Here is a 13,247-nt window from a genome sequence, read left to right as displayed (position 1 = left end):
TGACCTGGCCTTCGCGCACCGTCAACACATGCGCTGGCTAGAGTGGAATCATGAACAGCGTTCCCGCCGCGCCGACCACGCCTCGCCAGCGCTTCCGCTGGCGCCGCCCCTCGCACCGCACCAGCATCATCCTCGGCGTGATCGCGGTGGCGATCGCCCTGCTGATCATTTTCTGGGACTGGAACTGGTTCAAGGGCCCGATTGAGCGTCAGGTCAGCGCGCGCACCGGCCGTGAATTCCATATCCATGGCGATCTGGACGTGGACCTGGGGCGGGTCACCGTGATCCGCGCCGACGCCTTGCAGTTCGGCAATGCCACCTGGTCGAAGGAACCGACGATGGCGGCGGCGCAGAAAGCGCAGATGAGCATCGAGGTGTTTCCGCTGATCTTCAAGCGCGAAGTGCGCATCCCCGAGATCCGCCTGGTGCGTCCGCAGCTGCGTCTGGAAACCGGCCCGGAAGGCAGCGGCAATTGGGTGTTTGGCGAAAGCGGCGGCGACACGGACTTGAGCTTCCGCAAGCTGTGGATCGAGGATGGGCGCCTGCAGTTCTTCGATGCGGCCAAGAAAACCGACATCGACATCCGCCTCAACAGTGTCGCGCGCGGTGCCGATGACAGTGCGCCGCCCGTGGACATCCAGGGCAAGGGCCATTGGACCGGAGAGGCCTTCAGCCTGGAAGGCCGCGCCGAGTCGCCGCTGGCACTGCAGGACACCGACAACCCGTACACGATTGATCTGAAGGCACGCGCTGGTGCCACCCGGGCGCATGCGCGAGGCACCCTGCTGGACCCATTGCGCCTGCGCGATTTCAACCTGCAGTTGATGCTGGCCGGCCAGGACATGGAAGACCTGTATCCGCTGCTGGGCATTGCCATTCCTTCCACGCCACCCTACAAGCTGGATGGTCGCTTCACCCGCGACGGCAACACCTGGCATTACGACAAATTCACCGGCGTGGTCGGCGATAGCGATCTGGGCGGCTCGGCCAGCGTGACCGTCGGGCGTGATCGCCCCTTGCTGAAAGCCGACCTGATCTCCAAGCGCCTGGACTTCGATGACCTGGCCGGCTTTGTCGGCGCGCCGCCGCAGACCGGCGGTGATGAAACCGCCAATCCGCAACAGAAAGCCGAAGCGGCCAAGCTCGATGCCGATGGCAAGGTGTTGCCTGATACGCCTTACAACCTGACCAAGCTACGCGCCATGGACGCCGATGTGCGCTGGAAGGCCCAGCGCATCAATGCGCCGAGCCTGCCGATTGACGACATGGATGCGCACCTATTGCTGGACGCCGGCCTGCTGCGGTTGGAGCCGCTGAACTTCGGCGTGGCCGACGGCGATATCCGTTCGACCATCCGCATGGATGCGCGTGAGCAGATCATCCGCACGCGCGCCAACATCGCGGTGCGCAAGCTCAACCTGGGCAAGCTGTTTCCCAACGTCAAACTGACCCAGGATGCTATCGGGCGGATTGGCGGCGACATCGCCATTACCGGCAGCGGCAACTCGATTGCGCAGATCCTGGGCAGCGCCAATGGCGACATTGGCGTGGGCATGGGCCATGGACAGATCAGCAACCTGCTGATGGAACTGGCCGGCCTGGATATCGCCGAATCGCTCAAGTTCCTGGTGACCAAGGACAAGACCGTGCCGGTGCGTTGCGCCTTCGGCGACTTCGCGGTCAAGGATGGCGTGATGACCACGCGTGCGCTGGCCTTTGATTCCACCGACACGATCATTGTCGGCAAGGGCCAGATCAGCCTGAAGGACGAAACCCTGGACCTGGAACTGCGCCCGCGCCCGAAGGATCGCAGCATCCTGTCATTGCGCTCGCCGCTGGTGGTGGGCGGCACCTTCAGTGATCCGTCGTTCCGCCCGGACTTCAAGCGCCTGGGCCTGCGCGGCGCCACCGCGCTGGTGCTGGGCAGCATCGCGCCGCCGGCCGCCCTGCTGGCCACGCTGGAACTGGGCCCGGGCAAAGATGCGCCGCAATGCGGCGGCGAGTACGCCAAGTAGCCGAGGCCGTCAGCTGGCGATATAGCGCTGCAGCTGATCCAGCTCGACCTGCTGATCCTCGATCACCGCCTTGACCAGGTCGCCAATCGAGATCACGCCCAAGACGCGGTCGCCTTCGACCACGGGCAGATGGCGGATGCGGTGTTCGGTGACGATCTGCATGCAGCGATCCACGCTGTCGCTCAGGCCCACGGTGATCACCTTGGAGGTCATGATGTCGCGCACCGGCGTATTGGCCGAGGAGCGGCCCTGCAGGACGATCTTGCGGGCGTAGTCGCGTTCGGAAACGATGCCGCTCAAGCGCGCGCCCTGCATGGCGAGCACGGCGCCTACGCTCTTCTGCGCCATCAGCCTGATGGCGTCGAGCACCGAATCATCCGGCGATACCGCAAAGACTTCAGCGTTCTTCGAACCCAGCAGATGGCGAACCGTGCGCATGGCTGTCTCCTTCCGGAGCCAAGGGCCCGACATGGGCATGTCCCGGCTGGGGCAAGGATACTCCTGCCGCCGCGGGTTGCCACACGTCCACCAGATAAAGCGGACGCTGCTTGGATTCCTCGTAGAGCCGGCCGAGGTATTCGCCGATCAGGCCCAGTGCCACCAACTGCACGCCCCCCAGGAACAGGATGACCGTCATCATCGTGGGCCAGCCCGCCACCGCATCCCCCCACAGCAGCGCCTTGACCACCACCCACACGGCGAACACGAAGGCCAGCAACGCGGTCATCACACCCAGATAGGTGGCGGCGCGCAGGGGCGCGGTGGAGAAACTGGTGATGCCTTCCAGGGCGAAGTTCCACAACTTCCAGAAACCGAAATTGCTGTCGCCGGCCAGGCGCGGCGCGCGGTGGTATTCGATGGCGGTCTGACGATATCCGACCCAACCGAACAGGCCCTTCATGAAACGATGGCGTTCGCGCAGTTGCCGCAACGCGGCCAGGGCGCGTGGCGAGAGCAGGCGGAAGTCGCCGGTGTCGGCGGGTATCGGGGTCTTGGACAGCCGCCCGATCACACGATAGAAGGCATGCGCGGTGGTCCGCTTGAGCCAGCCGTCGCCATCGCGCTGGCTGCGCGTGCCATGCACGTTGTCGTAACCGGCCTGCCAGAGTTCGATAAAGCGGGGAATCAGCTCGGGCGGATCCTGGCCATCGGCATCCAGCAACAGGGCCGCGCCTTCGTCGACGAAATCCAGGCCCGCGGTCAGCGCCGCTTCCTTGCCGAAGTTGCGCGACAAGCGCAGCAAGCCGACCCGCTCGTCCTGCGCGGCCAGATGTTGCAGCACCTGCCAGGTGGAATCGGTGCTGCCATCGTCGATGTACAGCACGCGGCAACGCATCTGCTTGATGCCATCGAGCGTGGCGGCCAGGCGCGGATGCAGGAGCGGCAGCGCGCGCGCTTCGTTGTGCGCGGCGACGACGATGGTGAGCTGCGGCTGCGACATGCGACCTCCTCAGTCCAGCGTGGTCAGGTAAGCCGTGCCGCCAATCTGCCGCACCTGCCGCTGGATGCGCGCACTTTGCCGCTGCACGTACGGGCCCGGCTTGCTGGCACTGTAGCGCCTTGGCGCCGGCAGCACCGCGGCCAGGCGTGCGCTTTCCAGCGGGCTCAATCGCGCCGCATCCTTGCCCCAGAAATGCCGTGCGGCGGCCTGCGCGCCGTAGATGCCATCACCGAACTCGGCCACGTTGACATGCATTTCCAGGATGCGCTTCTTCGGCCACAGAGTTTCGATCAACACGGTGTACCAGGCTTCCACCGCCTTGCGCGGCCAGCGCGTGAGCGCGCTATGGCCCTGCCAGAGGAACAGGTTCTTGGCCACCTGCTGGCTGATGGTGCTGGCCCCGCGGGTGCGCTTGCCCTTGGCGTTGTGGACGCGGGCCTTTTCGATGGCCTTGAAGTCAAAGCCGCTGTGCTCGGCAAAGTTCTGGTCCTCCGCCGCCACCACCGACACCGGCAGGCTCGGTGCAATCTTGTCCAGGTCCCGCCAGGCATAGGAAAGCCGGAAGCCCCAATCGCCCTGGCCCCAGGCTTCCAGCTGGCGGGCGACCATGAAGGCAGACAGCGGCGGGTCGACGAAGCGCAACACCGCCACCTGCAGGACGCTGGCTGCGGCAAACAGGAAGGGCAATGCCAGCAGCCAGCGCAGCCAGCGGCGACGCCGGGGCCGCGCGGCCGTGGTCGCCGTCTTGAGGAAGGCCGGATCTGCCCCCATCGTTTGCCTCATCCTTTCTCAGTGAAGGGCCGCATTATGCCGAGGCGGCCACTTCTCCTGCACCCGAACCACGAGGTACCCGTGAACACCAGCACCGAATCCGACCTGCAGATCCGTTTCCTCTTGCCCCGGGCCGGTGTGCGCGGCGTGCTGGTGCACCTGGATGCCAGCTGGCGCGAACTGCTCTCGCACCAGCACTATCCGCCGGCCGCTGCCGAACTGCTGGGCCAGGCCTGCACGGCGGCGGTGTTGTTCACCGGCCACACCAAGGTGGACGGACGCCTGTCGGTGCAACTGCGCAGCAGCGGGCCGCTGCGTGCGCTGTTTGCCGAATGCACGGCCGCCGGGCAGTTGCGCGGCATCGCCCAGTTGCAAGAAGGCCGCGATGCGCCGCGGGATCTGAGCAGCCTGGGCGACGACGCCCTGCTGGCCATCACCATCGAGAACCCGGGCCTGGACCCGCGCGAACCCCAGCGCTACCAGAGCCTGGTGGGCCTGCAATCGCCGACCCTGGCCGAGGCGTTCGAGGACTACTTCCGCCAGTCCGAGCAGTTGCCCACGCGCCTGCTGCTGGCCACCGACGGCCAGCGGGCCGCCGGGCTGATGCTGCAGAAGCTGCCCGGCGACGAAGGCGATGCCGATGGCTGGAACCGCGCGGGCGCCCTGTTCGACACCCTGGGCGAGGAAGAGCTGCTGGCGACCGAGCCGCACCAGCTCCTGCACCGCCTGTTCCATGAGGAAGCCCCCGAGCGCATGGCCGAACGTAGCCTGCATTTCGGCTGTTCCTGTTCGCGCGAGCGGGTGGCCGCGATGCTGCAGTCGCTGGGGGAAGAAGAAGCCACGGCCGCCTTGGCCGATGGCGTGGCCGAGGTCCGTTGTGAGTTTTGTGGGCAGAAATACCAGTTCGATACCAATCAGATCCGGGAACTCTTTGCCCTTCCGTCTGTCGGATTAGAGGCGCCAGCAAGGCTTCAGTAAGGTGTAGTGTGGGCTGAAGTTGGCGCGGGGACTTGTTAAAGAAACATAAACGGCATAGCATCAGTTCCCCTTCGGGAGGGGAACTCCGAAATCTGATCCGGGGTCTGAAGCGAGCCATGAAACTGCGAAATCTGCGACTACCGCTAGCCGTTCTGCTCGCCCTGGGCGTAGCGACGGGCGCGTCTGCGCAGAGCAAGGCGCAGAAGGCCGAGCGCAGCAACGCCACCGCCCTGCCCATCTTCAACAACACCAGCGGCAAGGTCGAAGCCGTGCTGCTGCTGGAACCCACTGGTGAAGCCACCGCAGGCGCCCGCTGGCGCTTTGGACGCAACACCCTGGACGCCGCCTTCGGGCTGGACGCCGGCGATTCGCTCGGCCTGGTCTGCAACCGCCAGAGCGGTATCGTCGGCAACATCGGCAACCTGGCCAGCCACTGCATGCTGGCGGCGATGGACGACGACTACACCAGCGCCAATGGCAGCCAGCGCCTGAGCGTCGGCACCACCCTCAACCGACCGGGGGGCCGCCTGGGCCTGTCCGCCGGTACCGGCCGTGACACCTTGCCCGCCTGGCTGTCGCCGGGCCGCAGCGCCGGCAACCGCATCGAACAGAACGACCTGGCCGTCTTCGGCGAAAAGAACATCGGTCGCGAAGGCTTTGTCTCGATTGGCGGCACCGTGGCCAAGGCGCGCCTGGTCCCCGCCTCTGACCTGCCCGCGCTGGCCGATCGCTGGAACAGCAAGAGCATTAGCGTCGGTGGCGGCTACGGCCCCTTCAGCGCCAACATCATCGGCCGCGTGGTCGATGTGCCCGGCCAGCCCGGCAAGTGGGAAGGCCTGGGCCTGGGCGTGACCTGGCGCATGCCCTGGAGCGGCCAGCTGACGGTGGGTGCGGAAAACGTGATCAGCCGCGGCAAGAATCCCTTCTCGTTGAGCAACGACGCCGCCGACGAAGGCACCGTGCCCTACGTGCGCTACGAACAGGATCTCTGAGCGGCCCACGCGAGCGGACCGCCCAAGAAAAAAGCCGCGCATTGCGCGGCTTTCTTCTTGCTGTCACTGCCCAAGACTCACTGCAGCCGCACCTCGGCATTGCCCGAGAAGGTCTCGATCCGGATGTCGCCTTCGCCGCTGCCGTAGCGGGTCTGGAAGCTGGCGCCGGGTCCGCGGCGCTTCTCGATGGTCACCCCGGTGGCTCGCAGGTCGCCGCTGAAGGTCTCGCCGCGCACCTGCGCCGACAAGTCCTTCGGCAAGATCAGCAGCACATCCCCGCTGACCGTCTCCATCTGGATTTCGCCGCGCTGCGCCAGTCCGGTGGTGACCCGGATGCTGCCGCTGACGGTATTGGCGGTCAATTCGCGGAGGCGTTCGTTGTTGACCACCAGCTCGATGCCGCCGGAGACCGTTTCTGCGCTGACCTCACCGTTGAGGCGTCCGCGCAACTTCAAGTCGCCGCTGACCGTCTGTGCTTCCACGTCGGCGCTGTTCAACACCAGATCCAGGCTGCCGCTGACCGAATTGACGTCGGCCGATCGTGGCGCACCGACCGCCTTCACCGAACCGCTGACTGCGTCGATGGAAAGCTCACCGGAGGCCACGCCCTCGACATCCACGTCAGCCGCCACGGAGCTGATATCCAGCTCGGCCCGCAACGGCACCATCAGCTGCAGATCGGTGGGGCCGGCCTTGCCGCCCCAGTTGTTCTGCGGGTACTCCACCACGACGCTGAGATTTTCCTCATCGCCTTCCACCCGCAGGCGCTCCACGCCATCGCCCAGGGTGCCGGTCACCTTGACCTGGGGCTTGTCCCAGGCACGGACCTGGATGCGTCCTTTGACGTTGCTTATTTCAATGCGACCGCGCGCGTCCAGCGGACGACTTTCGTTGATCGGCGTGCCAGCCAGGGCCGGCAAGGCCACCAGCAGGGACAGGTACAGCAGTGAGGTCGGAATGGCACGCATGACAGGCTCCTTGGGATTTCAGCTCATGACCGCGCGCTGGGTCAGCGCCAGCCGCTTGGCATAGGTACGACGCAACTGTTCCAGCAGGAACATGGCGTTAGGATCGTGATCGATGGCCGCGCGGATCTGCGCGGCGCTGCGATCCAGCTCCTGCAGGGCGACGCCGAATTCCGGATGGGCTTCGGCGCCTTGCATCTGCGCCAATGCGCCCTGGTAGTCGCGGGTCAGCGATGCCGCCTCGCGCGGAATGACCGGATCTTGCGGCGCCACCCGGGTGGCCTGCCAGGCCAGCCCCACGGTCAGCACCAGCGAAGCGGCCATGGCCCAAGGGGCGAAGCGGCGCACGCCGGACAGGCGTTGCAGCGGGGCTTCTTCCTGTCGCGGCGGAAGCTGGGCGATACGGGCGCTGATGTCCGGCCATAGATCCCGCGCGGGCGGTTGATCCTGGCGCAGGCCACGCAGCTTCCAACGCAACGATTCGTCATTCTGGTTCATGCAGGTTCTCCCAATCTTTCGCGCAGCAGCTGGCGCGCACGATGCAGTTGCGCCTTGGAGCTGCCGACCGCCATGCCCAATTCGCTGGCGATTTCTTCGTGTTTCCAGCCTTCCACGTCGTACAGCACCAGCACCGCGCGCGCGCGTGGCGGCAAGGTGGCGACGGCGCGTTCCAGGTCCATGGTCAGGGCGGTGTTCTGTCCCGCCGAGTCGGCCAGGCCCAGGTCGTCCAGGCGCTCTTCGTCGTCGTCGAACAGCGGCTGGGCGCGGCGGGTGCGCAGTTCCATCAAGGCGGTGTTGACCGCCAGCCGGTGCAGCCAGGTGGCGAATGCGCTCTCAAAGCGGAACTTGGGCAGCGCCTGCCACGCGCGCACAAAGGCTTCCTGGGTCAGGTCCTCGGCGCGTACGCCATGCCCGCCTACCAGCCTGAGAATCACGCCGTGGATGCGGCTGGCGTGGCGGCGGTAGATGGCTTCAAAGGCCTGCATGTCGCCGCCAATGGCCAACCGCACCAGCGAGTGGTCGGTTTCGGCGGCCGTGGTGGCGGCGGCGTCGGGCATCAGATCGGTCACGGCGGCGTTGAGCATATCCCTTGGATGTGGGGATCGCCGGAAAGGTTTAAGGCCGATCCGGCAGCGGCATCAGGCCCGTCGGGGCCCGGGTAAAACGCGGTCAGCCCGGGTTGGCCAGGGTCTGGGTCAGGGGCTGCAGGTAGCTTTCGTAGGGCGCCCACTTGGGCTTCTCCAGCGCCACCACCTGGTTGCGCACCTGCACCGCGCTGGCGGTGGCCACGCCGCGTTTGCGGTCCTGCAAGGCCAACATCGCCGGTTCGAACGGCAAGCCGCAGAAATCGCTGACCTCGCGCAGGACCGCTTCGGTGTCGCGGGTCAGGCGGCTGTAATCCACGTCGAGTATCCGCCCCGGGTACGCCTGCTTCCAATGCGCCATCAGGCGCTCGTACTGGCGGTAATACAGCGCCAGCTCGCGCTGGTCGTACGAGTACGGGTTGGCGTCGGAGAACAACTCGCGCAGATTGGAGAAACAGATCTCCACCGGGTCGCGCACCATGTGCAGGATGCGCGCCTGCGGCAGCGCCTGGCAGATGAAACCGATATTGAGGAAGTTGGACGGCAGCTTGTCGGTGAAACAGGGCCGCGCGTCCAGCCGCCATTCCATCTTGCGCAGATAGCCCGCGCCGACGCTGGCGAAATCCACGCCAGCATGGGCGCGGCGCACCAGGGTCTCATCGATCACGCCGCGGCAATGGTAATCGGTGGCCCAGCGCATCTGGCTGGTGAAGTCGTAGAGTTCGCCCACGCCATGGACCTGGCTATGGCCGTCCAGCAATTGTTCGAGCAAGGTGGTGCCGGAGCGATGCATGCCCAGGATGAACAACGGCGTGCGGGCCGGCGCATCGTCAGGTAGCACCACCGGCTTGGCCACCGGCAACGCAATCAGCGCATCGACCAGGCGCCGCGATTCGTCGCTGTCGTACTTCAGCGTGGAGCGCTTGGCGCGGCAGGCCAGGCTCAGCGCTTCGCCGGCACCGGCGTAGTCACCGATGTCGTCCAGTTCCTTGTGCAGGGACATGCCGAGCATCGCGACATCCTCGGCGCGCCGCCCCGGCATGGCCAGCAGGCGACGCAGGCGATCGATGTGGTTGGCGTCCCTGCTCTGCTTGCGCAGGCGCGAGATCAGCCACCAGCCCTGGGCGATGTCCGGGGCGCGTCGAAGGCAATGTTGCAGATCCTGCTCGGCACCGGAGAAGCGGCCCAGGTAGGTCAGCACCTGCGCGCGCGCCAGCAAGGTGGGTGGGTAGTCGGGATCACCACGCTTGGCTTCGTCCAACAGCGCCAGCGCCTTGTCCTGCTCGTTGAGATAACTCAGCTGCGCGGCCAGCGCGATCAGCAAGGGGATAGGAATGCGGTCGGTTGGCCCCAGCCTCGCCAGCAGCGCGTGCAATGCCTCGGCTTCGTTGAAGGTGCGCAGCCGCTTGACCAGCTCCGCCACCACGTCCAGGTCGCGCGGATGGGCCTGGACGGCGTGCAAGGCGTAATCGTGCGCGGCGCGGTAGTGGCCCTGCAACGATTCCACGTAGGAAAGCTGCACCAGGGTGGCCGCGTGCTGCGGCTGCTGCGCCAGGATGGCGTGGTAAACGGCCTTGGCGCGATCCCAGTCACGCTGGCCCGCGAACTGCTCTGCCTGGCGGCTCAACTCTACGATCGAAACGGTCATTGACAAATGATACGCAAAAAAAAGCGGCCACCCGAAGGTGGCCGCCCTGTCTTGCGTGACGCAGTGGATCAGAAGTCGTACTGCACCATGAAGCGAACCGTGCGAGGCGCCTGCAACGCAGCCGCCGACAGGTAGGTCTCCACCGGCAGGCCCGACACCGGATCTTCCGCCACTTCGTTGACGCCGATCGTCTTCTGCGTATCGAAGAGGTTGAACACGTCGACCTTGAACTGCAGGCCTTCGGCAAACGACGGACGGTAGGCAATGTTCAAGTCGAAGTTCGTCGTCCACGGCAGACGTCCGGCCGTACCACGAGGTACCGGGACGTTGTTGCAGCGCATGAACGAGGCACCGTACGGATGCGGGTTGTACGTACCAATCGGGCGCGGCTGGCTCGGCGGATCGCCGGGTTCGCGGTTGGGATCGCGATCCAGCACGCCCAGGCAGTTGTACGGACGACCCGACTGCACCAGCAGGTTGCCGCCGACCGACCACTCGTCGCTGATCTCGTAGTTGCCGAACAGCTTGAAGCTGTGGCGGCGATCGTTGGGCAGATAACCAAAGGTGTTCTCGGTCAGCTCGATGTAGTCGAAGTCCTGGGTGACGTTGGTGTCCGCCTGACCGATGTCCGACTTCACGCCGCCTTCGGTGTTGCCCTTGCTCTTGGCGTAGGTGTACGAACCCTGCAGGAAGAACTTGTCCCAGCTGCCGTCCACGAAGATTTCCAGGGCCGAGTAGGTACGCTTGGCCTTCGGGCTCAGACGCGAGCCTTCAATCGTGTTGGTGACGTAGTTGCCGTCGCCGTAGAGATCGGTGACGAACACCGCGTCCTCACCCGGGTTGAACATGCGGCAGTACGGGAAGCCCGGACCCGGGATGTTGGCGGCACGACCGTCGGCATTACGCCACACGCCATCTTCGTCGGGGGTCAGGCCGTTTGCGTCCATGATGGCGGTGTAGTCGCAGTTGTCGTCGATCGCCGCCTTCAACTCGCGGTAAATACCGCGCATGCCCAGGCTCAGGTTCTGGGTGAGCGCCGCCTGGAAGCCCAGGATGTACTCGTCCTGGTACTGCGGATCGAGGTTCTTGGAAGCAATCGTCAGCGGATCCTTGCCACGACCATCTTCACCGTTGAGGTAGGAGATGTTGTTGCGCGGCGTACCGAGGACGGGTTCGCCAGTGACGGGATCCACACCGGTGAAGTTCCAGGTGCGGCGGGTGAACACCGAGGCGCTGGCGCCACGCAAGGCCACGCTCGGAGTCAGCGGCAGGGCGTAGCGACCGGCATTACCGAACAGCTTGAAGGTCGAATCGCCGTTGACGTCCCACGAGAAGCCCAGACGCGGACCAAACTGGTTGTCGATCTTCACGTAGCTCTGACCGGAACCGTTGATGTTTTCGAACGTGTCCCAACGCAGACCCAGGTAAGCGATGAACGTGTCGGTGACGTTCCAGCTGTCCTGGATGTAGAACGCGCGCTGCTTGACTTCCAGCACGGCGCCGGACGTGGTGGTCTGCTGACGGACGACGTCGAACTCGTCACCCGAAGCCGGTAGCAGCGGGGTGGGATCGATGGTCGAATAGCGCCACAGCAGGCCGCCTTCGTTCGCCTGGCCGGCCACGGACTCGTAATCGTCCAGGTCGTAGCCGAATTTCAGCAAGTGATCACCCAGCTGCCAGTCCACGTCGATGCGGAACTGATCGCGGGTGTCCTTGGAATCGTCACGCTGCAACAGCGCGCCAGCCGCCACGTTGCATCGGCTGTAGTACGCACCGGTGATGTCGCGGCGATAGACCGGACGCACGTCCAGGATGAAGGGGCAACCACCCAGCGTCTGGTTCAGGTCGCCGCTGTAGCTGATGTTCTGGCCATCGGCGGTGATCAGCTTCTGCGCACGCGAGAATTCGCCGTGGCCAGCCAATGCCGAGAAGGTCAGATTGTCGGTGAAGTAGCCCGTGTACTTGAGCACGTAGTTTTCACCACCCTGCTCGTTCTTCAGCGTGCCGATGTAGTCTTCACGTGCGACCTGGCCGAGCGGATTGACGTAGGTGTCGATGTCCGTCTTCTGCTTGTCGGAGAAGGCGGTCAATTCCAGCAGGTTGCTGTCATTGATGCGCCAGTCCATCTTCAACAGCCAGTTCGGATTCTTGACCTTGGTGTTGGTGTTGTTGGGCGACAGGACGTTGCCCCAGGCATCGTTTTCGGTCTTGCCGTACTGCAGCAGCGCGTAGGCGAACAAGGTGTCCTTGATCAGCGCACCGCTGGCCCATACGGCCGCCGTAGCCGCCCAGCCTTCATCACGCGAATTGTCCTGGCGCAGGGTGCCGTTGCGCAGGTAGATGTTGTCGGTATTGGCGGTCAGGCTTTCCGGCGTGTAGAAAATGTTGGCGCCAGCGTGGAACTCATTGGTGCCGCGCTTGGTGACCTGGTTGACTACGCCGCCGAGCGAGCGACCGAATTCCGCGCCATAGCCGCCGGTTTTGATCTGCTGTTCGGCGATGGCTTCAAACGGCACCTGCGAGAAGTTCAGACTGCGGAACGAGTTGGTGATGTTGAAGCCGTTGATGAAGTACTGGTTTTCGGCGACGGATGCGCCACCGAACGAAGCCAGGTTGCCGAACGCAGCATCACCACGCACGGTGCCCGGAGCCAGCAGCGCAACGCTGGTGGTGTCACGCGGCACGGGAATCTTGGCGATCTGCTCTGCGGTCAGGATGGTGTTGGATTCCACCGAAGTGACGTCGATGGGATTGATGAAACCCGTACCCACGACCTGCACGGCGTCGAGCGTGGTGGCGCCACCACCACTCGCGACTGCAGACACAAAATCGGCATTCGCTGCCGTACCCACATTGACTGCAACGTTGCGACTGCCACCGGCACTGCTGGTGACGGTGTACTGGCCCGTGGGCAGCGCGGAGAAGCGGAAGGTGCCGTCGGCGCCGACCGTCACGGTGCGGGTGAAGCCGGTACTCGGGCTGGTGATCGTGATCGTATCGCCGGCCGAGGCACGACCTGCGATGGCGCCGGCCGTATTGGATTGCGCGTGAACACCACCGATGAAACATGCACCTAGCGCCAAGCTAAGCGCAGTGCGTTTTGCATGCTTGGAAAAACAGTTTCGTTTGTTACTTGCCATCTGCGCTCTCTCCGCTCAGGACTTATGGGCCTCCGGGTAATCCCGGATAATTAACACCTTGTTAACCGGCGAGCCGGTCGCGCAGAGCGTAAGACCTTCTTTACGAAAAATTACAAAATTACAATTACGTTCTGATTTGTAAAGAATAAGTGAACGTTTCATGCTGTGTTGCACAAAAAAGGGCCGCCATGTCGCCATGGCGGCCCTCTGAC

At 64.6% G+C, this 13,247-nt stretch carries 11 protein-coding genes; 3 read left to right on the top strand and 8 right to left on the bottom strand.

Annotated elements, in window-relative coordinates; translation table 11 throughout:
* The first annotated feature begins 50 nt into the window (after nucleotides 1–50).
* Entirely contained in the window at nucleotides 51–2,015 is a 1,965-nt protein-coding gene (locus B5X78_RS13030) for an AsmA family protein (protein ID WP_079724953.1), read from the top strand.
* 9 nt (nucleotides 2,016–2,024) lie between these two features.
* On the opposite strand, the gene B5X78_RS13025 is transcribed toward B5X78_RS13030, so the two are convergent.
* The 3 genes from B5X78_RS13025 to mtgA are packed head-to-tail and all read right to left on the bottom strand — an operon-like array spanning nucleotide 2,025 to nucleotide 4,227.
* A complete protein-coding gene (locus B5X78_RS13025; RefSeq protein ID WP_079724952.1) occupies nucleotides 2,025–2,453 on the bottom strand; it encodes a CBS domain-containing protein in 429 nt (142 codons plus the stop codon).
* Nucleotides 2,413–3,456: a glycosyltransferase family 2 protein gene (locus tag B5X78_RS13020; RefSeq protein WP_079724951.1), complete on the bottom strand. Its 1,044-nt coding sequence runs from the start codon at nucleotides 3,454–3,456 to the stop codon at nucleotides 2,413–2,415. Before B5X78_RS13020 ends, B5X78_RS13025 begins: the two co-directional genes overlap by 41 nt.
* A 9-nt stretch (nucleotides 3,457–3,465) precedes the next feature.
* Nucleotides 3,466–4,227 (bottom strand): monofunctional biosynthetic peptidoglycan transglycosylase, encoded by a 762-nt coding sequence (mtgA, locus tag B5X78_RS13015; protein WP_079724950.1) that lies wholly within the window; start codon nucleotides 4,225–4,227, stop codon nucleotides 3,466–3,468.
* Nucleotides 4,228–4,263: 36 nt separating this feature from the next.
* Between mtgA and hslO the strand changes: the two genes are divergently transcribed.
* On the top strand, nucleotides 4,264–5,205 hold the full coding sequence (hslO, locus tag B5X78_RS13010) for an Hsp33 family molecular chaperone HslO (protein ID WP_079724949.1): 942 nt from the start codon (nucleotides 4,264–4,266) through the stop codon (nucleotides 5,203–5,205).
* A 152-nt stretch (nucleotides 5,206–5,357) separates the two neighbouring features.
* Complete coding sequence (locus tag B5X78_RS13005) at nucleotides 5,358–6,197, top strand: XOO1806 family protein (RefSeq protein ID WP_176140914.1); 840 nt, start codon at nucleotides 5,358–5,360, stop codon at nucleotides 6,195–6,197.
* Nucleotides 6,198–6,274: 77 nt separating this feature from the next.
* Here the strand turns inward: B5X78_RS13005 and B5X78_RS13000 are convergent, their stop codons facing one another.
* The 5 genes from B5X78_RS13000 to B5X78_RS12980 all read right to left on the bottom strand — a co-directional run bounded on the left by B5X78_RS13000 (nucleotide 6,275) and on the right by B5X78_RS12980 (nucleotide 12,978).
* On the bottom strand, nucleotides 6,275–7,165 hold the full coding sequence (locus B5X78_RS13000; RefSeq protein ID WP_079724947.1) for a DUF4097 family beta strand repeat-containing protein: 891 nt from the start codon (nucleotides 7,163–7,165) through the stop codon (nucleotides 6,275–6,277).
* Between the two features lie 18 nt (nucleotides 7,166–7,183).
* On the bottom strand, nucleotides 7,184–7,660 hold the full coding sequence (locus tag B5X78_RS12995) for a hypothetical protein (RefSeq protein ID WP_079724946.1): 477 nt from the start codon (nucleotides 7,658–7,660) through the stop codon (nucleotides 7,184–7,186).
* Complete coding sequence (locus B5X78_RS12990) at nucleotides 7,657–8,247, bottom strand: RNA polymerase sigma factor (protein ID WP_079724945.1); 591 nt, start codon at nucleotides 8,245–8,247, stop codon at nucleotides 7,657–7,659. The genes B5X78_RS12995 and B5X78_RS12990 overlap by 4 nt, the downstream gene beginning before the upstream one ends.
* Nucleotides 8,248–8,332: 85 nt before the next feature.
* Complete coding sequence (locus B5X78_RS12985; protein WP_079724944.1) at nucleotides 8,333–9,895, bottom strand: tetratricopeptide repeat-containing sulfotransferase family protein; 1,563 nt, start codon at nucleotides 9,893–9,895, stop codon at nucleotides 8,333–8,335.
* Between the two features lie 68 nt (nucleotides 9,896–9,963).
* A complete protein-coding gene (locus B5X78_RS12980; protein WP_176140859.1) occupies nucleotides 9,964–12,978 on the bottom strand; it encodes a TonB-dependent receptor in 3,015 nt (1,004 codons plus the stop codon).
* Between the last annotated feature and the right edge of the window lie 269 nt (nucleotides 12,979–13,247).

The organism is Pseudoxanthomonas indica, assembly GCF_900167565.1.
In the GTDB taxonomy this organism is placed as follows: Bacteria; Pseudomonadota; Gammaproteobacteria; order Xanthomonadales; family Xanthomonadaceae; genus Pseudoxanthomonas_A; species Pseudoxanthomonas_A indica.
The sequence above is the reverse complement of the archived record's forward strand: the minus strand, read 5'-3'. Positions and strand labels throughout refer to the sequence as shown.